This window comes from Streptomyces sp. NRRL F-6492 (genome assembly GCF_001280125.1).
In the GTDB taxonomy this organism is placed as follows: domain Bacteria; phylum Actinomycetota; class Actinomycetes; order Streptomycetales; family Streptomycetaceae; genus Streptomyces.
Map to the genome: position 1 here is coordinate 1 of NZ_LGEG01000215.1, position 25,648 is coordinate 25,648.

The 25,648-nt window shown below is 72.3% G+C and carries 23 protein-coding genes and 1 pseudogene; 4 read left to right on the plus strand and 20 right to left on the minus strand.

Going from position 1 to position 25,648, the window contains the following annotated elements:
- The 12 genes and pseudogenes from ADL08_RS38250 to ADL08_RS17800 form a co-directional block, all read right to left on the minus strand.
- A pseudogene (locus tag ADL08_RS38250) lies at positions 1 to 304 on the minus strand (hypothetical protein); the annotation flags it as partial.
- Between the two features lie 130 nt (positions 305 to 434).
- Positions 435 to 881: a type II 3-dehydroquinate dehydratase gene (aroQ, locus tag ADL08_RS17750; protein ID WP_053644049.1), complete on the minus strand. Its 447-nt coding sequence runs from the start codon at positions 879 to 881 to the stop codon at positions 435 to 437.
- Positions 878 to 1,975, minus strand: a complete 1,098-nt coding sequence (aroB, locus tag ADL08_RS17755) for a 3-dehydroquinate synthase (RefSeq protein ID WP_053644052.1) — start codon at positions 1,973 to 1,975, stop codon at positions 878 to 880. The genes aroQ and aroB overlap by 4 nt, the downstream gene beginning before the upstream one ends.
- A complete protein-coding gene (locus ADL08_RS17760; protein ID WP_053644054.1) occupies positions 1,972 to 2,493 on the minus strand; it encodes a shikimate kinase in 522 nt (173 codons plus the stop codon). The genes aroB and ADL08_RS17760 overlap by 4 nt, the downstream gene beginning before the upstream one ends.
- Complete coding sequence (gene aroC, locus ADL08_RS17765; protein ID WP_053644056.1) at positions 2,490 to 3,674, minus strand: chorismate synthase; 1,185 nt, start codon at positions 3,672 to 3,674, stop codon at positions 2,490 to 2,492. The genes ADL08_RS17760 and aroC overlap by 4 nt, the downstream gene beginning before the upstream one ends.
- A complete protein-coding gene (locus tag ADL08_RS17770) occupies positions 3,671 to 4,015 on the minus strand; it encodes a hypothetical protein (RefSeq protein WP_053644058.1) in 345 nt (114 codons plus the stop codon). Before ADL08_RS17770 ends, aroC begins: the two co-directional genes overlap by 4 nt.
- Positions 4,016 to 4,067: 52 nt before the next feature.
- Positions 4,068 to 4,895 carry a shikimate dehydrogenase gene (locus ADL08_RS17775; protein ID WP_053644060.1) on the minus strand — a complete coding sequence of 276 codons (828 nt, stop codon included), beginning with the start codon at positions 4,893 to 4,895 and terminating at the stop codon, positions 4,068 to 4,070.
- Entirely contained in the window at positions 4,892 to 6,721 is a 1,830-nt protein-coding gene (gene mltG, locus ADL08_RS17780) for an endolytic transglycosylase MltG (RefSeq protein ID WP_053644062.1), read from the minus strand. Before mltG ends, ADL08_RS17775 begins: the two co-directional genes overlap by 4 nt.
- 102 nt (positions 6,722 to 6,823) lie before the next feature.
- Positions 6,824 to 7,288 (minus strand): Holliday junction resolvase RuvX, encoded by a 465-nt coding sequence (gene ruvX / locus ADL08_RS17785; RefSeq protein ID WP_053644065.1) that lies wholly within the window; start codon positions 7,286 to 7,288, stop codon positions 6,824 to 6,826.
- Positions 7,289 to 7,290: 2 nt separating this feature from the next.
- Complete coding sequence (alaS, locus tag ADL08_RS17790) at positions 7,291 to 9,960, minus strand: alanine--tRNA ligase (protein WP_053644067.1); 2,670 nt, start codon at positions 9,958 to 9,960, stop codon at positions 7,291 to 7,293.
- Positions 9,960 to 10,313, minus strand: a complete 354-nt coding sequence (locus tag ADL08_RS17795; protein WP_053644068.1) for a DUF6167 family protein — start codon at positions 10,311 to 10,313, stop codon at positions 9,960 to 9,962. Before ADL08_RS17795 ends, alaS begins: the two co-directional genes overlap by 1 nt.
- A 6-nt stretch (positions 10,314 to 10,319) precedes the next feature.
- Positions 10,320 to 10,757, minus strand: a complete 438-nt coding sequence (locus tag ADL08_RS17800) for a DUF948 domain-containing protein (RefSeq protein WP_053644070.1) — start codon at positions 10,755 to 10,757, stop codon at positions 10,320 to 10,322.
- Between the two features lie 157 nt (positions 10,758 to 10,914).
- On the opposite strand from ADL08_RS17800, the gene ADL08_RS17805 reads away from it, so the two are divergent.
- Positions 10,915 to 13,128, plus strand: coding sequence for an ATP-binding protein (locus ADL08_RS17805; RefSeq protein WP_053644072.1), 2,214 nt, complete (start codon positions 10,915 to 10,917; stop codon positions 13,126 to 13,128).
- A gap of 28 nt (positions 13,129 to 13,156) precedes the next feature.
- Here the strand turns inward: ADL08_RS17805 and rpsD are convergent, their stop codons facing one another.
- Positions 13,157 to 13,771, minus strand: a complete 615-nt coding sequence (gene rpsD, locus ADL08_RS17810; RefSeq protein WP_030214918.1) for a 30S ribosomal protein S4 — start codon at positions 13,769 to 13,771, stop codon at positions 13,157 to 13,159.
- 206 nt (positions 13,772 to 13,977) lie between these two features.
- On the opposite strand from rpsD, the gene ADL08_RS17815 reads away from it, so the two are divergent.
- Positions 13,978 to 14,673, plus strand: a complete 696-nt coding sequence (locus ADL08_RS17815; RefSeq protein ID WP_053644074.1) for a DUF2470 domain-containing protein — start codon at positions 13,978 to 13,980, stop codon at positions 14,671 to 14,673.
- Between the two features lie 5 nt (positions 14,674 to 14,678).
- On the opposite strand, the gene ADL08_RS17820 is transcribed toward ADL08_RS17815, so the two are convergent.
- The 4 genes from ADL08_RS17820 to ADL08_RS17835 form a co-directional block, all read right to left on the minus strand.
- On the minus strand, positions 14,679 to 16,040 hold the full coding sequence (locus tag ADL08_RS17820) for a replication-associated recombination protein A (protein WP_053644156.1): 1,362 nt from the start codon (positions 16,038 to 16,040) through the stop codon (positions 14,679 to 14,681).
- Positions 16,041 to 16,082: 42 nt separating this feature from the next.
- On the minus strand, positions 16,083 to 16,694 hold the full coding sequence (locus ADL08_RS17825) for a vitamin K epoxide reductase family protein (protein ID WP_053644075.1): 612 nt from the start codon (positions 16,692 to 16,694) through the stop codon (positions 16,083 to 16,085).
- 141 nt (positions 16,695 to 16,835) lie between these two features.
- A complete protein-coding gene (gene hisS / locus ADL08_RS17830) occupies positions 16,836 to 18,098 on the minus strand; it encodes a histidine--tRNA ligase (protein WP_053644076.1) in 1,263 nt (420 codons plus the stop codon).
- Between the two features lie 8 nt (positions 18,099 to 18,106).
- The gene (locus ADL08_RS17835) at positions 18,107 to 18,814 is read right to left on the minus strand and encodes an MBL fold metallo-hydrolase (protein ID WP_053644077.1); all 708 of its coding nucleotides are present in this window, start codon (positions 18,812 to 18,814) and stop codon (positions 18,107 to 18,109) included.
- 162 nt (positions 18,815 to 18,976) lie between these two features.
- Between ADL08_RS17835 and ADL08_RS17840 the strand changes: the two genes are divergently transcribed.
- Positions 18,977 to 19,780 (plus strand): peptidylprolyl isomerase, encoded by an 804-nt coding sequence (locus tag ADL08_RS17840; RefSeq protein WP_053644078.1) that lies wholly within the window; start codon positions 18,977 to 18,979, stop codon positions 19,778 to 19,780.
- Between the two features lie 201 nt (positions 19,781 to 19,981).
- On the plus strand, positions 19,982 to 21,211 hold the full coding sequence (locus tag ADL08_RS17845) for a DUF349 domain-containing protein (protein ID WP_053644080.1): 1,230 nt from the start codon (positions 19,982 to 19,984) through the stop codon (positions 21,209 to 21,211).
- A gap of 119 nt (positions 21,212 to 21,330) precedes the next feature.
- On the opposite strand, the gene ADL08_RS17850 is transcribed toward ADL08_RS17845, so the two are convergent.
- The 3 genes from ADL08_RS17850 to secF form a co-directional block, all read right to left on the minus strand.
- On the minus strand, positions 21,331 to 23,808 hold the full coding sequence (locus tag ADL08_RS17850; protein ID WP_053644082.1) for a RelA/SpoT family protein: 2,478 nt from the start codon (positions 23,806 to 23,808) through the stop codon (positions 21,331 to 21,333).
- Between the two features lie 211 nt (positions 23,809 to 24,019).
- Complete coding sequence (locus ADL08_RS17855; protein ID WP_053644084.1) at positions 24,020 to 24,571, minus strand: adenine phosphoribosyltransferase; 552 nt, start codon at positions 24,569 to 24,571, stop codon at positions 24,020 to 24,022.
- Positions 24,568 to 25,647: a protein translocase subunit SecF gene (secF, locus tag ADL08_RS17860; protein WP_053644086.1), complete on the minus strand. Its 1,080-nt coding sequence runs from the start codon at positions 25,645 to 25,647 to the stop codon at positions 24,568 to 24,570. The genes ADL08_RS17855 and secF overlap by 4 nt, the downstream gene beginning before the upstream one ends.
- Position 25,648: the final 1 nt, after the last annotated feature.

The following is a 25,648-nucleotide window of genomic DNA, read 5'->3' on the forward strand; positions in this document are numbered from 1 at the left end:
GGGAGTGCCCGGGTATGCCGCCGGACGCGCTCGCGCCCCACACCTGCGCTCCCGGTCCCGCTCCCGTGGGAGACGGCGCCGGGTGCGGGGGCGGCGGCGGGGCCGGGTGCCGGGGCGCGGGGGTCCCGCCGGGGACGGCGGGGTGGACGCCGAGGCGGGAGCCGGCGCCCGGCGCCGGGTAGGGGGTGTCCCCCGGTACGGGCGGCCGACCGCCCCGGTCGGCGTCCCCCGCCGCGGGAACGGGGCCGGGCGCCCCGCCCGACCGCTCGTGCGGTGGCAGCGGGCCCCCCACTGCGTGCTGCATCCGGTGCCACTCCGTCTCGTACGCCTGTTGTCACCCGGGACCGGTCGTGTACCCGGACGGCGGAACGTTACCGTTCCCGAGCGCCCCCGCCCCCACAGGGGAACGGCCGGGGGCGCTTCCTGGTGCCCCGTCAGCCGGACAGTTCCTCGGCGAGCGCCCGCAGCGCCAGCCGGTAGGAGCCGATGCCGAACCCGGCGACCGTCCCGGTCGCCACGGCCGCGACCACCGAGGTGTGCCGGAACTCCTCGCGGGCGTACGGGTTCGAGATGTGCACCTCGATCAGCGGCGCGGTCCGCTGGGCGGCCGCGTCCCTCATCCCGTACGAGTAGTGCGTGAAAGCGCCGGGGTTGATGACGACCGGGACCGAGCCGTCCGCCGCCTCGTGGAGCCAGCGGATCATCTCGCCCTCGTCGTTGGTCTCCCGCACCTCGACGTCGAAGCCGAGCTCCGCGCCGAGGGCGCGGCAGGACTCGACGAGCCCCTTGTAGGAGGTGGCGCCGTAGATGTCGGGCTCGCGGGAGCCGAGGCGGCCCAGGTTGGGGCCGTTGAGCACCAGTACCGGACGCGGCTCGCTCACGCCGACACCTCGCCGTACGCCGCGATCAGGACGGCCGGGTCGGGGCCCTCCAGGACGGTCGGCCTGCCGATCCCGTCGAGCACGATGAAGCGCAGCAGGTCGCCGCGGGACTTCTTGTCGACCCGCATGGTCTCCAGGAGCTTGGGCCACTGGTCGCCGCGGTAGGTGAGCGGCAGGCCGACGGACTCCAGGATCGCGCGGTGCCGGTCGGCGGTGGCGTCGTCGAGCCTTCCGGCCAGGCGGCCGAGCTCGGCGGCGAAGACCATGCCGACGGAGACGGCCGCGCCGTGGCGCCACTTGTAGCGCTCGTTCTTCTCGATGGCGTGGGCGAGGGTGTGGCCGTAGTTGAGGATCTCGCGGCGGCCGGACTCCTTGAGGTCGCCGGAGACGACCTCGGCCTTGACCCGGATCGAGCGGACGAGCAGCTCGGCGGTGTGCGGTCCGGCCGGGGTGCGGGCCGCCTGCGGGTCCTCCTCGATGAGGTCGAGGATCACCGGGTCGACGATGAAGCCGGCCTTGATGATCTCCGCGAGGCCGCTGACGTAGTCGTGGACCGGGAGCGAGTCGAGGGCGGCGAGGTCGCAGATGACCCCGGCGGGCGGGTGGAAGGCGCCGACGAGGTTCTTGCCCTCGGCGGTGTTGATGCCCGTCTTGCCGCCGACGGCCGCGTCGACCATGGCCAGGACCGTGGTCGGCACGGCGATCCAGCGCACGCCCCGCAGCCAGGTCGCGGCGACGAAGCCGGCCAGGTCGGTGGTGGCGCCACCGCCGACGCCGACGACGACGTCGGTGCGGGTGAAGCCGGTCTGGCCCAGGGCCTTCCAGCAGTAGGCGGCGACCTCGACGGTCTTGGCCTCCTCGGCGTTCGGCACCTGGATGGCGACCGCCTCGTAGCCCTGCTCGGCGAGGTCCGCGCGCAGCGCCTCGCCGGTGTCGGCGAGCGCCTCGGGGTGGATCACGGCGACCCGCTTGGCCCGGTCGCCGATCAGGGCGGGCAGCTCGCCGAGGAGCTGCCGGCCGACCAGTACCTCGTACGGATCCGTGCCCGCGCTGCCGGCCACGTGGATGCGGGTCACGTCCTGGTCCGTCGTCATGCGTCCTTCTTGATTTCCAGTGCTGAGAGGACCGCGTCCGCGACCTCTTCGGGGGTGCGGTCGTCGGTGGTGACGACGGCCCGGGCGACTTCGGTGTAGAGGTGGCGGCGCGCCTCCATCAGCTCGCGCCACTGACGGCGCGGGTTGACGGCGAGCAGCGGCCGGGCGGCGCCGAGGCCGACGCGGCGGACCGCCTCCTCGACGTCCATGGAGAGGTACGCGACGGGCAGTCCGGCGAGCAGGGCGCGGGTGCCGGCGTCGAGGACCGCGCCGCCGCCGAGGGCGAGGACGCCCTCGTGCTCGGCGACGGCCCGGGCGACGGCGTCCCGCTCCAGGGCGCGGAAGCGTTCCTCGCCGTCCTCGACGAAGATGTCGGAGATCTCGCGTCCCTCGGCGGCGACGATGTCGGCGTCGGTGTCCCGGTAGGGCGCGCCCAGCCTCTCGGCCAGGAGCGCGCCCACCGTGGACTTGCCGGATCCCATCGGTCCGACGAGGACGACCAGGGGTCCGGCGGTCACCGGATGCGCAGGTTGTCGAGGTACGACCCCACGTTGCGCCGGGTCTCGGGGACGCTGTCGCCGCCGAACTTCTCCAGGACGGCGTCGGCGAGGACGAGCGCGACCATGGCCTCGGCGACGATGCCGGCGGCGGGGACGGCGCAGACGTCGGAGCGCTGGTGGTGGGCGACGGTGGCCTCGCCGGTGGCGACGTCGACGGTGGCGAGGGCGCGCGGGACGGTCGCGATCGGCTTCATCGCGGCGCGGACGCGCAGCAGCTCGCCGGTGGTGAGGCCGCCCTCGGTGCCGCCGGAGCGGCCGGAGGAGCGCTTGATGCCCTCGTCGGTGCGGACGATCTCGTCGTGGGCCTTCGAGCCGGGCACGCGGGCGAGTTCGAAGCCGTCGCCGACCTCGACGCCCTTGATGGCCTGGATGCCCATGAGGGCGGCGGCGAGCCGGGCGTCGAGGCGCCGGTCCCAGTGGACGTGCGAGCCGAGGCCGACGGGCACGCCGTAGGCGAGGACCTCGACGACGCCGCCGAGGGTGTCGCCGTCCTTGTGGGCCTGGTCGATCTCGGCGACCATCGCCTTCGACGCGTCGGCGTCGAGGCAGCGCACCGGGTCGGCGTCGAGCCTCTCGACGTCGGCGGGGGTCGGGTAGAGGCCGTACGGCGCCTTGGCTGCGGCCAGCTCGACCACGTGCGAGACGATCTCGATGCCTGCGGCCTCCTTGAGGAAGGAGCGGGCGACGGCGCCGAGGGCGACGCGGGCGGCGGTCTCGCGGGCGCTGGCGCGCTCCAGGATCGGCCGGGCCTCGTCGAAGCCGTACTTCTGCATGCCGGCGAGGTCGGCGTGGCCGGGCCGGGGCCGGGTCAGGGGCGCGTTGCGGCCCGTCTCCTTGAGCTCCGAGGGGTCGACCGGGTCGGCCGACATGACCTTCTCCCACTTGGGCCACTCGGTGTTGCCGACCATGACGGCGATCGGGGAGCCGAGGGAGAGGCCGTGCCGGACGCCGCCGAGGAAGGTGATCTCGTCCTGCTCGAACTTCATCCGGGCGCCGCGTCCATAGCCGAGGCGTCGCCGCGCGAGGTGGTCCGCCACCAGCTCCGTGGTGACCGGGACGCCGGCGGGCAGACCCTCGAGGGTCGCGACCAGCGCGGGTCCGTGGGATTCGCCGGCCGTCAGCCAACGCAACCTGCTCAACGATGCTCCTCATGCTCGCGCCTGGCACTGCGACGGCGCGCCCGGGTGCGCGGCCCTGGCCCGCCACCCCCGATCCTCCCACGTCCGGAGCGCCCCCTTGGACGGCCGTCCAGCCATCGGACGGGCGTCTCGGGGTCCGGGACGGTTTCCCCGTCGTCCGGGGCCGTGGCGGACCTGTTCCGCAGCCAGGAGAGGAAGCCGTACGCGACGGTCGACCCGAAGAGCCCCAGCACGGTGTACCGCACCCACGCGGGCAGGTCACTGAAGAACCCCACGTACAGGAAGCGCACCACGTCGAAGGCGGCGTCCCACTTGGACGCCAGCACCAGTTCCCCGCTCATGTCCCCCGCGTCCCCCCTCCGGCGCCGGTCGGTCCCCGGCGCCCACGAGAGCCTACCGGGCCGCCAGCGCCCGCTCCCCCGCCGCCCGCATGGCCGCGAGCGGCGCCCGCGGCACGCCCGTCATCCTCTCCACCTGGAGGACGGCCTGGTGGACGAGGAGGTCGAGGCCGCCGACGACCTTGCCGCCGCGGTCGGACCAGGCGGCGGCCAGCGGGGTGGGCCAGGGGTCGTAGAGGACGTCGAAGAGGGTGCCGACCCGGTCGGGGACGGCGGTGGCCAGGGCGTTCGTCGTACCGGCGGGGGTGGTCGCGATCACCAGCGGGGCCTCGAAGGCCTCCGCCGCGCGCTCCCAGTCGGCGGTGCGCACGTCCACGCCGAGCCGCTCGCCCCAGCCGCGCATCTCCTCGGCCCGCGCCTCGCTCCGCACGTACGCGGTGACGGGCCCGGCGCAGATGCGGGCGAGGGCGGCGAGCGCGGAGGAGGCGGTGGCGCCGGCGCCGAGGACGGCGGCGGCCTCCACCTTCTCGACGCCGCGCTCGCGCAGGGCGGCGATCATGCCGGGGACGTCGGTGTTGTCGCCGACCCGCCGTCCGTCCTCGCGGAGGACGACGGTGTTGACGGCCTCCACGGACGCGGCCGTGTCGCTGACCTCGTCGAGCAGCGGGATGACCGCCCGCTTGAGCGGCATGGTCAGGGAGAGCCCGGCCCAACTGCCGTCCAGCTCGCCCACGAATCCCGGAAGCGCCGCCTCGTCGACCTCGAAGCGCTCGTACGACCAGTCGTCCAGGCCGAGTTCGGCGTACGCGGCGCGGTGCAGGACCGGGGAGAGGGAGTGGGCGATCGGCGATCCCAGGACCGCCGCGCGACGCTGCTTGCTCACTGCCCCTGCTTCCGCTGCTTCTCGTACTCCGCGACGTTCCGGTTGTGCTCCTCGTTCGTCACGGAGAAGACGGTCTTGTCCTCGTTGATCGAGACGAAGTAGTACCACGGGCCGGCCGCGGGTTTGATCGCGGACTGGAGCGCCTCCATGCCGGGGTTGCTGATGGGCCCGGGGACGAGCCCGGTCACCTTGTACGTGTTGTACGGGTCGTCGATCTTGCGCATGGCGTCGACCGTGCCGACGTCGAGGGTGCTCTGCCCCTTGAGGTAGTTCACCGTCGAGTCGAACTCCAGACGGCCCACGGTCTCCGTGTTGCCGGGCTTGAGCCGGTTGTAGACCACGCGCGCGACCTTGTCGAAGTCGTGCTTGTACTTGCCCTCGACCTGGACGAGGCTCGCCACCGTCAGCAGCTCCCAGGGCCCTTCGACGCCCAGCGCCTTCGCCTTCGCGTCCAGGTCCAGCTTGTTGTACTCCTGGTTCGCGCGGGTCACCATCCTGCGCAGGGCGTCCTCGGGCTTGCTGCCCTTCGCGACCGGGTAGCTCGCCGGGAAGAGGAATCCTTCCAGCGGGTCCTTGATGTCGGGGTGCTTCTTGGCCCAGTCGGGCAGGCCCAGGGAGCCCGCCTTCGCGAGCGCGACCTCCTTGGTGGTGCCGGGCTTGAGGTCCAGGCGCTGGTCGAGCGTCTCGTAGACCCAGGCGTTCCGCTTGCCCTCGGGGATGATGAGGTTGGCCTGGCTCGCCGGGTCGAGCATCAGCTTGACCGCGGTCTCCGCCGACATCTCCTTCTTCAGCGTGTAGACGCCGGCCTGGATGGAGTTGCCCTTGGGGTTCTTCAGCTGTGCCGAGGTGAAGGCGTCGACGCTCTTGACGACCCCGGCCTTCTTCAGGATGTTGCCGATGTCGGAGCCGTACGACCCCTTCGGGATCTCGACCTGGACCTCGCCGGTGCCGCTGCCCGCGTAGTCGGGCACCTCGGCGAACCGGCCCTGCCAGAACTGGTAGCCGAAGTAGCCGACGCCGCCGACGCCGCCCACCAGGACGACGGCGACGACCAGGCAGGCCACGCCGTTCTTGCCCTTGCGCTTCTTGTCCCTGCCGCGGCGGTCGCGGTCGTCGCCGCGGGAGCCCCGGCCGGCCGCCGGCTCCTCGTCGTACCCGTCGTCGTAGTCGTCCTCGCGGACGTCTTCTCCGCCGCGGCCGGGGCCACGGCCGTCCTCGCCGGTGAAGAAGGGGTGGTTCTCCTCCTCCGGCTCCGGACCGGGCTCCGGCCCCCGGCGCGTCTCCTCCTCCGGCGCCCAGTCGACCACCGGCTCCGGCGGGTTCTGCCGGTGGCCGGGGGGACGGGGCGGCGGATAGGCGTCGGGCGTGCCGTACAGGTCAGGGTTCTGGCCGCCGTACGGGTCGGCCGGGGGCGCGCCGTAGGCCATCGCCGCCTGGCCGCTCTCCCAGGTGCCGTCGTACTGCTGTCCGAGGTGTCCGGGCGTGTCGTAATCGCCCGGCTGTCCCGTCCCGTACTGCTGCTGGTGCGGCTGCTGCTGGTCGTACGGCTGCTGTTGCTGGTACTGCGACGGGTACTGCTGCTGCTGGTACTGCGGATCGGCGTAGCCCTGCGGCGGCTGTTGCTGCTGGTACTGCTGCCCGTAGGGGTCCTGGTATCCCTGGCCGCCCTGCCCGTAGGGCTCCTGGTAGCCGTGGCCGCCCTGGTCGTACTGGCCCGGCTGCTGCGGATGCGGGTACTGCTGCTGGCCCTCCCACCCCTGGTCCCCGTAGAGCGGGTCCCCGGGGTGCCACGGTTCGGAGCCAGGGCCCCGGCCATACTCAGTCATCGATCCCCAAAACAGCCGCGAGGCTTCCGGACGATCCGCCTCTACGTAGTGCGGCAGCTGTTCGAACACCGCCGCATCGCGCGGAACGTTACCGTATCGCGATCAGATGACCACTTCGACGCCCTCGCCGGGAGGATTACCCGATACCCGTTCGGACTCAAGAGCGTTCTGGAGGATGATCACGGCGGCGGCCTGGTCGATGACCGAGCGGCCCTTCTTCGCCTTCACCCCGGAGGCGCGCAGGCCCTGGGTGGCGGTGACCGTCGTCATCCGCTCGTCGACCAGCCGGACCGGCACGGGGGCGACGCCCTTCGCCATCTCCCGGGCGAAGGCGCGGACCTTGGTCGCGGCCGGACCCTCCCGCCCGCTGAGCGAGCGGGGCAGGCCCACGACGACCTCGATCGGCTCGTACTCCTCGACGATCTGGCGGAGCCTCCGGTGGGCGGCCGGGACGTCGCGTCCCGGCACGGTCTCCACCGGCGTGGCGAGGACCCCGTCGGGGTCGCACGAGGCGACCCCGATCCGGGCGTCCCCGACGTCCACCGCGATACGGCGGCCGCGGCGCATCGTCACGCCGTCTCCCCCACGAGGCGCTCGACGGCGGCGATGGCCTCGCCGACGGCCTCCGGGTTCTGGCCGCCGCCCTGGGCGACGTCCGGCTTGCCGCCGCCACCGCCGCCGAGGGTCTTGGCGGCCGTGCGGACCAGCTCGCCGGCCTTGAGGCCGCGCTCGCGGGCGGCCTCGTTGGTGGCGATGACCGTCAGCGGCTTGCCGTTGACCGTGGTGAACAGGGCGACGACGGCCGGGCGACCGCCCGAGATGCGGCCGCGCACGTCGAGGACCAGCCTGCGCAGGTCGTCGGCGGCGGTGCCGTCCGGGACCCGGCCGGTCACCAGGGCGACGCCGCGGATGTCGCGGGCGGAGTCGACGAGACCGGCGGCGGCCTGGAGGACCTTCTCCGCGCGGAACTTCTCGATCTCCTTCTCGGCGTCCTTCAGCTTGCCGAGCATGGAGGAGATCTTCTCCGGCAGCTCCTCCGGACGGCCCTTGACCAGCTCCTGGAGCTGGGCGACGACCGTGTGCTCCCTGGCGAGGAAGTTGTACGCGTCGACGCCGACGAGGGCCTCGATGCGGCGCACGCCGGAGCCGATGGAGGACTCGCCGAGCAGCTTCACCAGACCCAGCTGGGCGGTGTTGCGGACGTGGGTGCCGCCGCACAGCTCCTTGGAGAAGTCGCCGATGGTGACGACGCGGACCTGCTCGCCGTACTTCTCGCCGAACTCGGCGATGGCGCCCTGGCGCTTGGCCTCGTCGATCGGCATGACCTCGGCGTGGACCTCCAGCTCGTGCGAGAGGACCTCGTTGATCTTCTGCTCGACGTCGGTGAGGACCGCGCCGGGCACGGCGTTCGGCGAGCCGAAGTCGAAGCGGAAGCGACCGGGCTGGTTCTCGGAACCGGCCTGGGCGGCCGTCGGGCCGAGGGCGTCGCGCAGGGCCTGGTGGGTGAGGTGGGTGGCCGAGTGGGCGCGGGCGATGGCCCGGCGGCGGCGCACGTCGATGGCGGCGTAGGCGGTGGCGCCCACGGTCACCTCGCCGACCTGCACGGAACCCTTGTGCACCGAGACGCCCGGGACCGGCTGCTGGACGTCGCGGACGTCGATGACGGCGCCGCTGTGCAGCTTGATGCGGCCCTGGTCGGCGATCTGGCCGCCGCCCTCGGCGTAGAACGGGGTGCGGTCGAGGACGACCTCGACCTCGTCGCCCTCGGAGGCGGCCGGCGAGGGGACGCCGTTGACGAGGAGGCCGACGACCGTGGTCTCGCCCTCGGTGCTGGTGTAGCCGGTGAACTGGGTGGCGCCGCTGGTGTCGGCGATCTCCCGGTAGGCGGTGACGTCGGCGTGGCCGGTCTTCTTGGCCTTGGCGTCGGCCTTGGCGCGGTCCCGCTGCTCCTTCATCAGGCGGCGGAACCCGGTCTCGTCCACGGAGAGGCCCTGCTCGGCGGCCATCTCCAGGGTGAGGTCGATCGGGAAGCCCCAGGTGTCGTGGAGCAGGAACGCCTTGTCGCCGGAGAGGACCGTGCCGCCGGAGGCCTTGGTCTCGGTGACGGCGGTGTCGAGGATGTTGGTGCCGCCGCGGAGGGCCTTGAGGAAGGCGGCCTCCTCGGCGAGGGCGACGGTCTCGATGCGCTTGCGGTCGGTGACCAGCTCCGGGTACTGCTCGCCCATCGTCCCGATCACGGTGTCGACAAGGTCCTGGACGACCGGTCCGGTGGCGCCGAGCAGGCGCATGTTGCGGACGGCGCGGCGCATGATGCGGCGCAGCACGTAGCCGCGGCCCTCGTTGCCGGGGGTGACGCCGTCGCCGATGAGCATGACGGAGGTGCGCATGTGGTCGGCGACCACGCGCAGCGAGACGTCGCTGTCGTGGGCCTTGCCGTAGGCGACGCCGGTGAGCTCGGTGGCCTTGTCGATGACGACCTGGAGGGTGTCCGTCTCGTACATGTTCCGGACGCCCTGGAGGATCATCGCCAGGCGCTCCAGGCCGAGGCCCGTGTCGATGTTCTTCGACGGCAGCTCGCCGAGGATCGGGAAGTCGTCCTTGCCCGTGCCCTCGCCGCGCTCGTACTGCATGAAGACCAGGTTCCAGATCTCCACGTACCGCTCGTCGTTGACGGCCGGGCCGCCCTCGACGCCGAACTCGGGGCCGCGGTCGTAGTTGATCTCGGAGCAGGGGCCGCAGGGACCGGGGACGCCCATGGACCAGTAGTTGTCCTTCTTGCCGAGGCGCTGGATGCGCTCGGCGGGGACGCCGACGACGTCGCGCCAGATCTGCTCGGCCTCGTCGTCCTCCTGGTAGACGGTGATCCAGAGCTTCTCCGGCTCCAGCCCGTAGCCGCCGTGCTCCACCGGGGTGGTCAGCAGCTCCCAGGCGAGCTTGATGGCGCCTTCCTTGAAGTAGTCGCCGAAGGAGAAGTTGCCGCACATCTGGAAGAACGTGCCGTGGCGGGTGGTCTTGCCGACCTCTTCGATGTCGGGGGTGCGCACGCACTTCTGCACGCTGGAGGCGCGCGAGAAGGGCGGCTTGACCTCGCCCAGGAAGTAGGGCTTGAAGGGCACCATGCCGGCGGGGACGAGCAGCAGAGTCGGGTCGTCCGCGATGAGCGACGCCGAAGGGACGACGGTGTGCCCGCGCTCCTCGAAGAAGCTCAGCCAGCGGCGGCGGATTTCAGCCGACTCCATCAGTGGTCCTCATTCCGGTTGTACGAACTCTTGGGAAGGGTGAAATACGGGGGCGGGGTGGGACCGAGGGCGGTCCTGCGGCGGGGCTCCGGGAGCTCCCCGCCCTGTGCCGCGGCCGGGTCGGCGGAGGCTTCGAGTCCGAGCGCCTCCCCCAGCTCGGCCTCCCGCTGGACCATGCCCGCCCTCACGTCGAGGGCGAAGTCCTTGAGCCGGTGGCCGGTCTCGACGGCCTTGTTCGCGGCCTGGGCCGCGAGGCTCTCGGGGGTCAGCTGCTTCAGCTTCCGGTTGACCTTGGCGGTGGCCCACACGCCGGCGGCTGCGCCGGCCGTGAACCAGAACGTGCGGCGGAACATCGCGGCTCAGCCCTTCTGTTTCCGGCGTCGCATGGACGGCACGGTACGGCCCACGATCACGGTGCGGCGCGCGGAGGCGCGCGGCGCGTCCTCCCCGTCCCGGCTCCGGCCGAGCGCCCGGCGCACGCCGTAGCCGAAGGCGGCCACCTTGACGAGCGGGCCGCCGAAGGTGGAGGCGACGGTGGTGGAGAGCGCGGAGGCGTTGGAGGTGACCTCCTGGACGTCCGAGGCGATGGCGTCGACCCGGTCGAGCTGGGTCTGCGCCGAACGCACGGTCGCGGAGGCCTCGGCCAGCAGGGGCACGGCCTGCTCCGTCACGTCCGCCACGAGTTTGGTGGTCGCCCTGAGCGTCTGCGCCAGTCTCGCCAGCGCCACGGCGAGGAAGGAGACGAGGATCGCCCAGAAGACGGCCACCAGGATCCCGGCAACCTCTCCACCGGTCACGCTGCACCGCTCTCTGCTGTCGTTGGGCCATGTGAAAAGTCGTCCCCCGACCCTATCGCGCCCGGGCTGTCGCGCCGTACCGCATTACCGCGCGCGAGACGCCGGTCACGGGATCCGGTTGTACGCAGCGCGCGGGGGTGAGTACGCTCCGTGTCCCATGCGACGGAGCAATCTCCCGGCGGAGCTGAACCGGTTCGTCGGGCGGGCCGCCGAGCAGGCCGCACTGGCGGCGCTCCTCGGGACGTCCCGCCTGGTCACGGTCGTGGGGGTGGGCGGGGTCGGCAAGACGCGGCTCGCCCTGCGGACGGCGGCGGGGGTGCGGGAGCGCCACGGCGACGGGATCGGGCTCGCCGACCTCGCGCCGCTGCGCGATCCGGATCTGGTGGCGCACGCCCTGGCCGAGGCGCTCGGCCTCACGGACCACACGCCGAGGCCGCCGCGCGAGGCGCTGAAGGAGCACCTGGCGGAGCGGCGGATGCTGCTGGTGCTCGACGGTTTCGAGCACCTGGTGGAGAGCTGTGCGCCGCTGGTGCGGGAGCTGCTCGCGCACGCGCCGGGCCTCACCGTCCTCGCGACCGGGCGCCGGCCCCTGCGGGTGGCGGGCGAGGCGGTGTTCCCGCTGGCGCCGATGGACGAGGCGGACGCGGTGGCCCTGCTGGCCGAGCGGGCGGCGGAGGCGGGCGCGCCGGTGCTCCCGGTGGGTGCGGGCACTCCCGCGGAGTCGGACGCGCCGAGCGGCAGGGGCCCCGGTCCCTCCGAAGTTCCCGAGGCCGTAAGGGAGTTGTGCCGGCGCCTGGACGGGATCCCGCTCGCCGTCGAACTGGCCGCCGGGCGGCTCCCCCTGCTCTCCGTCGAGCAGATGCTGCACCGGCTCGACGACCGCTTCCGGCTCCTCGCGGACGGCGAGCGCGGGGCGCTCCCCCGCCACCGGACGCTGCGGACGGCGATCGGCTGGAGCCACGAGCTGTGCACGCCGAGGGAGCGGCTGCTGTGGGCGCGGCTCTCGGTGTTCGCGGGCCCCTTCGACCTGGAGGCGGTGGAGTACGTGTGCGGGGGCCGCGAGCTGCCGCCGGAGCGGATCCTGGACCTGCTCGGGGGGCTGCTCGCGCAGTCGCTCGTGTCGCGCGAGGACACGCCCGCGGGCCCCGTCTACCGGATGCTGGGGACGGTCGCCGCGTACGGGGCGGAGTGGCTGGCGGCGCTCGGCGACACGGAGCGGATGCGGCGCCGGCACCGCGACTGGTACATGGGCCTGGCCACCTGGTGCGAGCTGGAGTGGTTCAGTCCGCGCCAGGCGGAGGTGGCGGCCCGCACGGACGTGGCGCTGCCCCAGCTGCGGGCGGCCCTGGAGCTGTGCCTGGAACTTCCGGAGGACGCGCACCTCGCCCAGCACCTGGCGGGCACGCTCTGGTTCGCCTGGGCGGGCTGCGGGCGCCTCACGGAGGGCCGGTACTGGCTGGACCGGGCGCTCGCGCTCGACTCCGGGCACCAGGGGGCGCGGCTGAAGGCGCTGTGGGTGCTGGGGTACGTGGCGGTCCTCCAGGGGGACGGCACGGCGGCGGTGGCGGCGCTCCACGAGTGCGGGGAGCGGGCCAGGTCCTCGGGGAACGCGCTGGCGGAGGCGTACGCGACGCACCGGATGGGCTGTCTGGCGCTGCTCACGGACGACGCGGCGCGCGCGGAGGAGCTGATCGGGCGGGCGCTCGACTCCTACCGGGAGCTGGGCGAGCTGAACAGCAACGTGCTGATGGGCCAGGTCGAGGTGGCGATGGCGCGGGCCTTCCGGGGCGATCCGGAGGGGGCGGCGGTTCTCTGCCGGGAGGTCCGGGAGATCTGCGAGGAGCGCGGGGAGCTGTGGACGCGGGCGTACGCCCTCTACGTCCTGGCGTACGCGGCGTGGACCCGGGACGCGTACGGGGAGGCGCGGGAGCTGCTGACCGAGTGCGTCTCGGTCAACCACGTCTTCCACGACCTGGTCGGGCTCGTCCTGGCGATCGAGCTGCTCGCCCTCGTGACGGTGAGCGAGGGGGACCCGGCGGAGGCCGCGGTGTTCCAGGGGGCGGCGGTGCCGGTGTGGGACGCGGTGGGCGTCCGGCTCTTCGGCTCGGAGTCGTTCGGCGGCCCGGGGCGGCTGTGCGAGGGGCGGGCACGCGAGGCGCTGGGCGCGGAGGCGTACGAGGAGGCGTTCCGGGAGGGCCGGGGGCTCTCGCTGGACGCGGTGGTGGAGCGTGCGCTCGCCGGGCGCCGGGGTCCGGCCGCGGGCGGCCCCGCGACGCCGCGCCCGTTCCGTACGGGCCGGTCGGCGGGGGTGCCGGGAACGCGGAAGCCCGCCGGCTCCCCCACCGGAAAGGGCGGGGAAGCGGCGGGCTGAACACCGCGTGGGCGGTACCGCGCCTGCGTCAGCGGGCGTAGTACTCGACGACCAGCTGCTCGTCGCAGATGACCGGGATCTCCTTGCGGTTCGGGTCGCGGTCGAGGCGGAACGCCAGCGCCTTCAGGTTGACCTGGAGGTAGCGGGGGGTCTCGCCGTCGGCGGCGAAGCCACCCTCGCGGGCGACCTCGAACAGCGGCTTGGTGCGGCTGCGCTCGCGGACCATGACGACGTCGTCCGGACGGACGCGGAAGGACGGCTTGTCGACCTTCTGGCCGTTGACCTGGATGTGGCCGTGGACGACCATCTGGCGGGCCTGGTAGATGGTGCGGGCGATGCCCGAACGCAGGACCAGGGCGTCGAGGCGACGCTCGAGCTCGACGACCAGCGCCTCGCCCGTCTTGCCCTCGGCCTTCTTGGCGCGGTCGTAGGCGCGGGCCATCTGGCGCTCGCTGATGTCGTACTGGGCGCGCAGGCGCTGCTTCTCGAGCAGACGGACCTTGTAGTCCGAGTTCTGCTTGCGACCACGGCCGTGCTCGCCCGGCGGGTACGGGCGGGCCTCGAAGTACTTGACGGCCTTCGGCGTCAGCGCGATACCGAGCGCACGGGACTTCTTGACCTTGGGACGCGACTGGTTAGGCACGTTCTCCAGACCTCCGTTGTAGGTTAGGTTAGGCTCACCTTACTCAAGGAGATCGCATGTCTCGCCCGGGGAACACCACACGCATCACGGACGGCAACACAAAGAACGATGCCCCAACCACGGGTGAAGCCCTGGATGGCATCGATACGACGGAGGTCCGATCAGCTCATGGTCAGCCGCGTCCCAGCGGACTTGAAATCGCGCGGATGCCGTCAGCAGCCGAGCGCACACGAACTCTCGTACAGAGTACATGCTCCGGCGTGCTGCTGATCCCGGGGGCCGAGGGGCACCGGCCCGAGCAGCTCGCGCCCGAGGCGCGGGCCGTGGGGCCCGACGGTGAGATCTTCCTGCTCTACGCCGCCGACGCCCCGCCCGTACGGGCCGCCACGCACGCCGTGGACGACGAGCTGCCGGTCGTCCTGGAGCTCACGGACGTGGCCCCCGTCTCCGTCCCCCACCGCATCCGGGGCCGCGCCTGGGTCTCCGGCTGGCTCACCTGCCTGCCGGGCGTCGCCGAGCAGGGCCGCATGATGCTGCGCCTGGAGGTCGGGGAGGCGCGCGTGGACGACCTGTGGGGCACCGCCGGGATCGACGCGGAGGAGTTCGCGGCCGCCGCCCCCGACCCGCTGCACGCGCACGAGACGGAGCTGCTCCAGCACCTGGCGGCGGCGCACGGCGACCGGCTGCGGGAGCTGACCTCGCTGCTCGGCGAGCGCTCGGCCGCCCTCGTCCCCACCCGGGACGTGGCCCCGCTCGCCCTCGACCGCTTCGGCCTGCGGATCCGCTTCAGCGCGGGCCCCGGGGACTGCTTCGACGCCCGCTTCGACTTCCCCGAGCCGGTGCGGGAGGTCTCGGAGCTGCGCCGCGAGATGCACCGGCTCTTCGAGGCCGCCCGCGCCTGAGCGCGCTACCGCTGCGGCTCCTCGCCCCTCAGGCGCGTCCGCGCCCACTCCACCACGTCCGCGTACCTCGCCTCCCCGCCGTAGCGGGTGGGCTCGTAGTACCGGCGGCCGTGGATCGTGTCCGGGGCGTACTGCTGGGCCGCGATGCCGCCGGGCACGTCGTGCGGGTAGACGTAGCCCTGTGCGTGGCCGAGCTTGGCCGCGCCCTTGTAGTGGCCGTCGCGCAGGTGCGACGGGACCGGGCCCGCGAGGCCGCCCCGCACGTCGGCGAGGGCGGCGCCGATCGCGGTCGTCGCCGCGTTCGACTTCGGGGCCAGGGCCAGGGCGATGGTGGCGTGGCTCAGGGTCAGCGCCGCCTCCGGGAAGCCGATCATGGCGACGGCCTGGGCCGCCGCGACGGCGATCGGCAGGGCGTTCGGATCGGCGAGGCCGATGTCCTCGCTCGCGGAGATCATCAGGCGCCGCGCGATGAAGCGCGGGTCCTCCCCCGCCTCGATCATCCGCGCCAGGTAGTGCAGGGCCGCGTCCACGTCCGAGCCGCGGATCGACTTGATGAGCGCGCTGGCCACGTCGTAGTGCTGGTCGCCGTCCCGGTCGTACTTCACGGCCGCCCGGTCGACGGTCTCCTCGACCGTCTGGAGGGTGATCTCCGCCTCGCCCTTGGCGATCGCCGCCCCGGCGGCGGCCTCCAGGGCGGTCAGGGCGCGGCGGGCGTCCCCGCCCGCGACCCGCAGGAGGTGGGACTCGGCGTCCCCGGGCAGGGTCACGGCCCCGCCGAGCCCGCGCTCGTCCGTGAGGGCCCGGGCGAGGAGGCCCTTCAGGTCCTCGTCGGTCAGCGGCTCCAGGGTGAGGAGCAGCGAGCGGGAGAGGAGCGGGGAGATCACGGAGAAGTAGGGGTTCTCGGTGGTGGCGGCGATCAGCGTCACCCAGCGGTTCTCGACGGCCGGCAGCAGGGAGTCCTGCTGGGCCTTGGAGAAGCGGTGGATCTCGTCGAGGAAGAGGACGGTCTCCCTGCCGTAGCCGCCGGCCGCGCGCCGGGCCCCGTCGATGACGGCCCGGACCTCCTTGACGCCGGAGGTGATCGCGGACAGCTCCACGAACCGCTTGTTCGTGGCCTTGGAGACGACGTACGCCAGGGTGGTCTTCCCGATGCCCGGCGGACCCCAGAGGATCACGGAGGAGGCACCGGCGGGGCCGCCGTCGCCGTCCCCCACGAGCCGGCGCAGCGGCGACCCGGGCTTGAGCAGGTGCTGCTGCCCCACCACCTCGTCGAGGGTGCGGGGGCGCATCCGGACGGCCAGCGGGCTGCTGGACGGGTCCTTCTCCTGGCGGTCTTCGGCGGCTGCGGTAAAGAGGTCGGGCTCCACGTTCATGAAGCCTAGGTCACGCCGCCGACAACGCCGACGGGATCAGCCCGTCCAGAAGTCCCACCAGCGGGTCAGGACCAGCATCCCGATGATCCCGACGTGCAGGACGGGCAGGACCCAGGTGAACTCCCCGAAGAAGGTCTTCAGGCCGGCCGGGGCGGGGATCACGCCGTGGCGCACGTTGTGCGAGGTCACGTACCAGAACATGACGATGGTCCCGACCCAGGCCAGGCAGCACCACAGGCAGAGCGCGTTGATCTCGTACAGCGACTGGTAGGTGAGCCAGGCGCAGAAGACGACGCCGAAGAGGGTGCCGGCGTTGAGGCCGAGCCAGTACCAGCGGCGGTACCGGGCGCCGGCGAGCAGGCCGACGCCGATCGCGACCACCATGCCGTACGCGACGAGGCCGAGCATCGGGTTGGGGAAGCCGAAGACCGAGGCCTGCTCGCTCTTCATGATGTTGCCGCAGGAGACGACCGGGTTGAGGCTGCACCCGGGGGTGAAGCCGGGGTCCTCCAGGAGCTTGAACTTGTCGATCGTGATGACCCAGGCGGCGAGCAGTCCGGCCGCGCCCGTGACCACCAGGAGCCAGGCGAAGGCGCGGCTCGCTCCGATCGTGCCGCGTTCCGGGGCGTCCAGCGCTGCTTTCGTCATGTTTCCGATCCATCGCTCACGGGCTGCCGGTCCCGGTCATTCTGCCGCACGGAGGCCCGTGTCCACCGTTCGGTGGACATAAGGGCGGGGCCCGGCCGCTCGCGCGCGCCGGGCCCCGCCCCCGTCGGGTACGGCCGGTGATCAGGCCAGTTCGGCCCGCACCGCGTCCAGGAGGCCGTCCAGGGCGACCGCCCGCTGTTCGCCGGACTCCATGTCCTTGAGCTGGACGACGCCCTCGGCGAGGTCGCGCTCGCCGGCGACGACGGCGAAGCGGGCGCCCGAGCGGTTGGCGTCCTTCATGGAGCCCTTGAGGCCCTTGCCGCCGAAGGAGAAGTCCGCGGCGATCCCGGCCCTGCGCAGCTCGGTGACCTTGCCGAAGAGGACCCGGCGGGCCTCCTCGCCCAGGGCGACGGCGAAGACGCTGGTGGCGGAGGGCAGGTCGAGGGCGACGCCCTCGGCCTCCAGGGCGAGGACCGTGCGGTCCACGCCGAGCGCCCAGCCGACCGACGGCAGCGCGGGGCCGCCGATCATCTCGGAGAGGCCGTCGTAGCGGCCGCCGCCGCCGACCGCCGACTGCGAGCCGAGGCCGTCGTGGACGAACTCGAAGGTGGTGCGGGTGTAGTAGTCGAGGCCGCGCACCAGCCTGTCGTCGTCCTCGAAGACCACGCCCGCCGCGGTGATCAGGGCGCGCACCTCCTCGTGGTACGCCTTGCACGCGTCGCACAGGTAGTCGCGCAGGAGGGGGGCGTCGGTCAGCTGCTTGCGCACGGCCTCGCGCTTGTCGTCGAGGACGCGCAGCGGGTTGATCTCGGCGCGGCGCAGGGTGTCCTCGTCGAGGTCGAGCCCGCGCAGGAAGTCCTGGAGGGCCTCCCGGTAGACGGGACGGCACTCCTTGTCGCCGAGCGAGTTCAGCAGGATGCGGAAGTCGCGCAGGCCCAGGGAGCGGTAGGCCTCGTCGGCCAGGATGATCAGCTCGGCGTCGAGCGCCGGGTCCTCGGCGCCGATCGCCTCGGCGCCGACCTGCGAGAAGTGCCGGTAGCGGCCCTTCTGCGGGCGCTCGTAGCGGTAGTACGAGCCGGAGTACCAGAGCTTCACCGGCAGGTTGCCCTGCTTGTGGAGGTTGGCCTCCAGGGCGGCGCGGAGCACCGAGGCGGTGCCCTCGGGACGCAGGGCGAGCTTGCTGCCGCCCTTGGTCTCGAAGGCGTACATCTCCTTGGTCACGATGTCGGTGGACTCGCCGACGCCGCGGGCGAAGAGGTTCACGTCCTCGAAGCCGGGGGTCTCGACGTAGCCGTAGCCCGAGCGGCGCAGGGGCGCCGCGATGGCCTCGCGGACCGCGAGGTAGGTCGCCGAGACCGGCGGGATGAGGTCGTACGTGCCCTTGGGGGCCTTGAAGGTGCTCACGTGAGTCGTCACATTCCTCGTCGGGGAGCGTCGGGGCTCCCGAGGCCGGAGGCCACCTGCCTGAGGTAGGGGTTGGTGGCGCGCTCCTGGCCGATGGTCGTCTGGGGACCGTGTCCCGACAGCACCACGGTCGAGTTGTCGAGGGGCAGGCACACGCGGGCCAGCGATCCGAGCATCTCGTCCATGTCACCGCCGGGCAGGTCGGTGCGTCCGACGGAGCCGGCGAACAGCAGATCCCCGGAGAAGAACACGGAGGGGATCTCCGTGGTCTCGGGCATCCGGAAGGTCACCGACCCCTTGGTATGGCCGGGCGCGTGGGCGACGGAGAACTCCAGACCGGCGAGCTTCAGCTCGGAGCCGTCGGCGAGCTCGCGCACGTCGTCGGGCTCCCCCACGGTCAGCTCGCCCATGAGGGGCATCCCGATGGAGCGGCCGAGGGCCTTCTCCGGGTCGCTCATCATGTAGCGGTCGGACGGGTGGATCCACGCGGGGACGTCATGGGCGCCGCACACCGGGACGACGGAGGCGACGTGGTCGATGTGTCCGTGGGTGAGGACGACGGCGACGGGCTTGAGACGGTGCTTCTTCAGCGTCTCCTCGACACCCTGGGCGGCCTGGTGGCCGGGGTCGATGATCACGCACTCCTCGCCTGCGGCGGGGGCGACCAGGTAGCAGTTGGTGCCCCAGGCCCCGGCGGGGAACCCGGCAATCAGCACGTTCGTCCTTAGATGTCGTCCGGCACGGGGCGCGGAAATCACGAGAATGACGGGATTCGGCAGATCAGAGCCTACCGGCGGTGCCGGTTCCACAGCCAACCCGTATACGGTACGGGCACATCCGGCCAGGACGGGAACAGACGAGCGACAAGGAGCGGACCGGTGGTCAGCAGCGATCAGCGGCGGCGGCAGCTTGCCAGGGAGAAGTACGTACGGCAGCAGCAGCGGCGGGAGGAGAAGCGCCGCAAGGACAAGCGCCGCAACACCGTCGTCGCGGCCGCCCTCGCGGTGGTGCTGGCCTCGGGCGGCGCCGTGTACGCCTCGGTGGCGCTGTCGGACGACGGCACGAAGAAGGGCTCGGACAGCGCGGCGGGCGACGCGCCCACCACCCCGGCGCCCTCGCCCTCCGAGAAGGAGTCCGAGAGCCCGGAGCCGGAGCTCACGGTGGACCGGAAGGCCTCGTACGACATGGCGCTCAAGACGAACGCGGGCGACATCACGATCACCATGGACGCGGCGAAGACCCCGCGCACGGTGAACTCCTTCAAGCACCTCGCGGACAAGAAGTACTTCGACGGCAGCAAGTGCCACCGGCTCACCACGCAGGGCATCTTCGTGCTCCAGTGCGGCGACCCCCAGGGCACCGGCACGGGCGGCCCCGGCTACACCATCCCGGACGAGAACCTGGACGCCCTCGGCAAGGCCGGCGCGGACGGCGCGGTGACCTTCCCGGCCGGCACCGTGGCCATGGCGAACACCGGGCAGCCGGGCACCGGCGGCTCGCAGTTCTTCCTCGTCTACAAGGACACCAGGCTGCCGCCGACCTACACCCCCTTCGGGAAGATCGACGCGGCCGGTCTCAAGGCGGTCCAGGAGGTCGCGAAGGCCGGCGTCGAGGGCGGCGCCAAGGACGGTGCCCCGAAGAAGGCCGTGACCGTCGAGAAGGCCACCGTCACGAAGAAGTGAGTCCGCGCGTCCGCACCGGCGGGCCGACCGTCGAATCTCGGTCGCGCTGAGTGCGGACAGCCGGGCCGCCGTTCGCCTAGATTGGCGGTGTGCAGCGTGGGCCGTCGGCCGCGCTGCGGAAGGCGGGCGAGGCCCGCCGGGAAACTGTGGACGATGCCCGGGGGGTACGACCCCGCGACGGCATCATGGTGAGGAGGCGCTGTGAGCAGCGACCCGTGGGGCCGCGTCGACGAGACGGGCACCGTGTACGTGCGGACGGCCGAGGGTGAGCAGGTCGTCGGATCGTGGCAGGCCGGCACCCCCGAGGAGGCCCTGGCCTACTTCGAGCGCAAGTACGAGGGCCTGGTGGTCGAGATCGGCCTCCTCGAGAAGCGGGTGAAGACCACCGACCTCTCGGCGAAGGACGCCACCGCGGCGATCGAGCACATCCGGCACCAGGTCGACGAGCACCACGTCGTCGGCGACCTGGCCGCGCTCTCCGCCCGGCTGGACAAGCTCGTCGGGACGGTCGATTCGCGCCGCGAGGAGCGCCGGGCCCAGAAGGCGAAGCAGGCCGACGAGGCGCGCACCGCCAAGGAGAAGCTCGTCGTCGAGGCCGAGGAGCTGGCCCAGAGCGAGCAGTGGCGTTCGGCGGGCGAGCGGCTGCGGGCGCTCGTGGACACCTGGAAGGGCCTCCCCCGGCTCGACCGCAAGTCCGACGACGAGCTGTGGCACCGCTTCTCGCACGCCCGCTCGGCGTTCTCGAAGCGCCGCAAGGCCCACTTCGCGTCCCTGGACGCTCAGCGCGAGGACGCCCGCAAGGTGAAGGAGCGCCTGGTCGCGGAGGCGGAGTCGCTGTCGAACTCCACCGACTGGGGCGCCACGGCGGCCCGCTACCGCGAGCTGATGGCGGACTGGAAGGCGGCCGGCCGCGCCCAGCGCGAGCACGAGGACGACCTGTGGAACCGCTTCCGCGGCGCCCAGGACGTCTTCTTCGCGGCGCGCGGCGAGGTCTTCGCCGAGCGGGACGCGGAGCAGGGCGACAACCTCAAGGTGAAGGAGGAGCTCGCGACCGAGGCCGAGAAGCTCGTCCCGGTGACGGACCTGAAGGCGGCCCGCGCGGCCTTCCGCTCCCTCAACGAGCGCTGGGAGGCCGTCGGCCACGTGCCGCGCGACGCCCGTCCCAAGGTCGAGGGCCGGATGCACGCGGTGGAGCGGGCGATCCAGGAGGCCGAGGAGGCCGAGTGGCGCCGGACGAACCCGGAGGCGCGCGCGCGTGCCGCGGGTCTGACCGGTCAGCTCCAGGACGCGGTCGAGAAGCTGCGCAAGCAGATCGACGCGGCCCGCGCCGCCGGCAACGACGCCAAGGCCGACAAGCTCTCGCGCGAGCTGGAGGGCCGCCAGGCCCTGCTCGACCAGGCCCTGAAGGGCCTGGAGGAGTTCGGCGGCTGATCCGGCCGTACGCGAAGTCCGTACGCGAAGTCCGTACGCGAAGGAGGGCGGCCCCGGTACGCAGGTACCGGGGCCGCCCTTCTCGTATGCCTCTCGTACGCCTCCCGTACGCGCCGTCGTTACGGTCGGCGGGCCGAGGTCACGCGGTACACGTCGTAGACGCCCTCCACGCCCCGCACGGCCTTCAGGACGTGTCCCAGGTGCTTCGGGTCGCCCATCTCGAAGGTGAAGCGGGAGGTGGCCACCCGGTCGCGGGAGGTCTGGACGGCCGCCGAGAGGATGTTGACGTGCTGGTCCGAGAGGACCCGGGTGACGTCGGAGAGCAGCCGGGAGCGGTCCAGCGCCTCGACCTGGATGGCGACGAGGAAGACCGAGGACTGGGTCGGGGCCCACTCGACGTCAAGGATCCGCTCCGGCTCCCGGGACAGCGACTCGACGTTGACGCAGTCGCTGCGGTGGACCGACACCCCGCTGCCCCGGGTGACGAAGCCGATGATCGGGTCGCCGGGGACGGGGGTGCAGCAGCGGGCCAGCTTCACCCAGACGTCCTCGACGCCCTTGACGACGACACCGGGATCCGCGTTGGAGCGGCGCTTGGAGCGGCCCCGGGTCGGCGGCGCGGACTCGTCGATGTCGTCGGTGGCGGCCTCCTCGCCGCCGAGCGCCTGGACCAGCTTCTGCACGATGGACTGGGCGGTGACGTGGCCCTCGCCGATCGCCGCGTACAGCGAGGAGATGTCGCTGTAGCGCATCTCGTGGGCGAGGGTGACGAGGGAGTCGCCGGTGAGGATCCGCTGGATCGGCAGGTTCTGCTTGCGCATGGCCCGCGCGATGGCGTCCTTGCCCTGCTCGATGGCCTCGTCCCGGCGCTCCTTGGAGAACCAGGCGCGGATCTTGTTGCGGGCGCGCGGGGACTTGACGAAGCCGAGCCAGTCGCGGGAGGGTCCGGCGCCGGCGGCCTTGGAGGTGAAGACCTCGACCAGGTCGCCGTTGTCGAGGGTCGATTCGAGCGGGACGAGCCGCCCGTTGACCCGGGCTCCTATCGTGCGGTGGCCGACCTCGGTGTGGACCGCGTAGGAGAAGTCGACGGGGGTGGCGCCGGCGGGCAGCGCGATGACGTCGCCCTTGGGCGTGAAGACGAAGACCTCGTTGCGGGAGAGGTCGAAGCGCAGGGACTCCAGGAACTCGCCCGGGTCCTCGGTCTCCTTCTGCCAGTCGAGGAGCTGGCGGAGCCACGCCATGTCGTTGAGGTGGTCGTCCTTGCCGGTCTTCTTCGGCACGTCGGTGCGCACCTTGGAGGCGCCGGCGACGGCCTCCTGCTTGTACTTCCAGTGCGCGGCGATGCCGTACTCGGCGCGCCGGTGCATGTCGAAGGTGCGGATCTGGAGCTCGACGGGCTTGCCGTTGGGCCCGATGACCGTCGTGTGCAGCGACTGGTACATGTTGAACTTCGGCATCGCGATGTAGTCCTTGAACCGGCCGGGGACCGGATTCCATCGCGCGTGGACGGTGCCGAGGGCCGCGTAGCAGTCGCGGACGGTGTCCACGAGGACGCGGATGCCGACCAGGTCGTAGATCTCCGCGAAGTCACGGCCGCGGACGATCATCTTCTGGTAGACGCTGTAGTAGTGCTTGGGGCGGCCGGTGACGGTGGCCTTGATGCGGGCGGCGCGCAGGTCGGCCTGGACCTCGTCGGTGACGACGGCCAGGTACTCGTCCCGCTTGGGGGCACGCTCGGCGACGAGCCGGACGATCTCGTCGTACATCTTGGGGTAGAGGATCGCGAAGGCGAGGTCCTCCAGCTCCCACTTGATGGTGTTCATGCCCAGCCGGTGGGCCAGCGGCGCGTAGATCTCCAGGGTCTCGCGGGCCTTCTTCTCCTGCTTCTCCCGCTTGAGGTAGCGCATGGTGCGCATGTTGTGCAGGCGGTCGGCGAGCTTGATGACCAGGACGCGCGGGTCCTTGGCCATGGCGACGACCATCTTGCGGACGGTCTCGGCCTGGGCGGCCTCGCCGAACTTGACCTTGTCGAGCTTGGTGACGCCGTCGACGAGGAGCGCGACCTGGTCGCCGAAGTCCCGGCGCAGGGTGTCGAGGCCGTACTCGGTGTCCTCGACGGTGTCGTGCAGGAGCCCGGCCATCAGGGTCGCCGGGTCCATGCCGAGCTCGGCGAGGATGGTGGTGACGGCGAGCGGGTGCGTGATGTACGGGTCGCCGCTCTTGCGCTTCTGGCCGCGGTGCCAGCGCTCGGCGACCTGGTAGGCCCGCTCGACCTGGCGCAGCGTGGCCGTCTCGATCTTGGGGTCGTTGGAGCGGACGATCCGGAGGAGCGGTTCGAGGACCGGGTTGTACGGGGAGGAGCGCTGCACGCCGAGCCGGGCGAGGCGGGCGCGGACGCGGTTGGACGAGCCGCCCGAGCGGGCGGGCGCGGTCGGCGCGGGGCGCGCGGCCGGGGCGGCCGCGGGGGCCGGCTCGGGCGCGGCGGGCGCGGGCCCGGTCTCCGCGGGCTCGTTCCCGGGCGTGCCGGTCCCCGGCGCGGCCTTTTCGGCCTTCGGGTCGGGCTGCGCGGCGGAGATTGGCTGGGCCTCGTCTGGCAAGAGCGCTCCTCGTGCATGTCCGGGTCCCCCGGTCAGGCCCGGAACAGCCATGGTATCGAGCCCGGACCCGCGCTGCTCACGCGCCCGGGGAGTGAACGGATCCGGCCACGGGCGGAGTCCGCCCCCGGGCGGCCGGACCGGGGCACTCCGGAAAACGACGGGGGCGCCCCGGGGATTCCCCGGAGCGCCCCGTACGGGCCGGAGCCCGGCGTCAGACGGTGATCAGCGCCGTGAGCGGAGCGCCCTTCAGGGCCGGCTCCAGACGGGCGCGGCCGGGCAGGAAGCCCAGCTCCATGAGGACGGCGACGCCCGCGACCTCGGCACCGGCGCGGCGGATGAGCTCGACGGAGGCCTCGGCCGTGCCGCCGGTGGCGAGGACGTCGTCGATGACCATGACGCGGTCGCCCGCCGCCAGGTCCTCGGCGTGCACCTCGATCTCGGCGGTGCCGTACTCCAGCTCGTACGCCTGGCGGAGCGTGGCCCCGGGGAGCTTGCCGGCCTTGCGGACCGGGATGAAGCCCAGGCCCGCGCGGACGGCGACCGGGGCGGCCAGGATGAAGCCGCGGGCCTCCAGACCGACGACCTTCGTCGCGCCGTGCGCGGAGCACAGCCCGGCGAGGGCGCCGGTGAGGGCCCCGAACGCCTCCGGGTCCGCGAGCAGCGGCGTGATGTCCTTGAACAGCACGCCCGGCTTCGGGTAGTCCGGTACGTCGCGGATGCGGCTGAGCAGGAGATCGGTGACGTCCTGGGCCCCGGCGGTCATCCTCGGTGCTCCTGGGCGCGGCCCCGGCGGTCGGTCCGCGGGCCGACGACGGCGGCCTCCGCGCCGTCGGCGAACGCGTCCGGACCGTCCGCGGACTCGCCCTTGGCGGCGGCACCGGCCCGCTTGGCCAGGATGCGCTTCCGGAGGGCCTTGATCGACGGCTCGCGCTCCTTGAGGTCGGCGACCAGCGGGGTGGCGATGAAGATCGACGAGTACGCACCGGCCGCGAGACCCACGAACAGCGACAGCGAGATGTCGTTGAGCATGCCGGCGCCGAGGACGCCGCCGCCGATGAAGAGCAGGCCGGCGACCGGCAGCAGCGCCACGACGGTGGTGTTGATCGAACGGACCAGGGTGCCGTTGATCGAGCGGTTGGCCATCTCGCTGTAGGTGAAGCGGGTCTGCTTCGTGATGTCCTTCGTCTGTTCCTTGAGGGAGTCGAAGACGACCACCGTGTCGTACAGCGAGTAGCCGAGGATCGTCAGGAGGCCGATGACCGTACCGACGGTGACCTCGAAGCCGACCAGGGAGTAGATGCCCACGGTGATGGTGAGGTCGTGGATGAGGGCGATGAGCGCCGCGACCGCCATTCTCCACTCGAAGGCGATGGCCAGGTAGATCACCACCAGGATCATGAAGACCCCGAGGCCGGTCCAGGCCTTGTTGGCGATCTGCTCGCCCCAGCTGGGGCCGACCAGCTCGGCCGCGATCTTCTCCTCGGCGACGTTCAGGTCCTTGGCCAGCTCCGAGCGGACCTGGTCGGACTGCGCGGTGTCGAGGCCGCCGACCTGGATGCGCAGCGAGCCGTTGCCGAGCTGCTGGACGATCGCGTCGTGGCCGGAGGCCTCTTCCGCGTACTCCTGGGCCTGGCTGACCGAGACGTCCGTCTTCGGGGTGGTGAAGACGGCGCCGCCCTGGAACTCGATGCCCATGTTGAGGCCGCGGACGGCCAGGGCGACGATGGCGGTGATGGTGATCAGGACGGACAGGCCGTACCAGATCTTGCGGTTGCCGATGAAGTCGTAGCCGACCTCACCGCGGTGGAGTCGGGCGCCGAGATCTCCGAGCTTCGACATC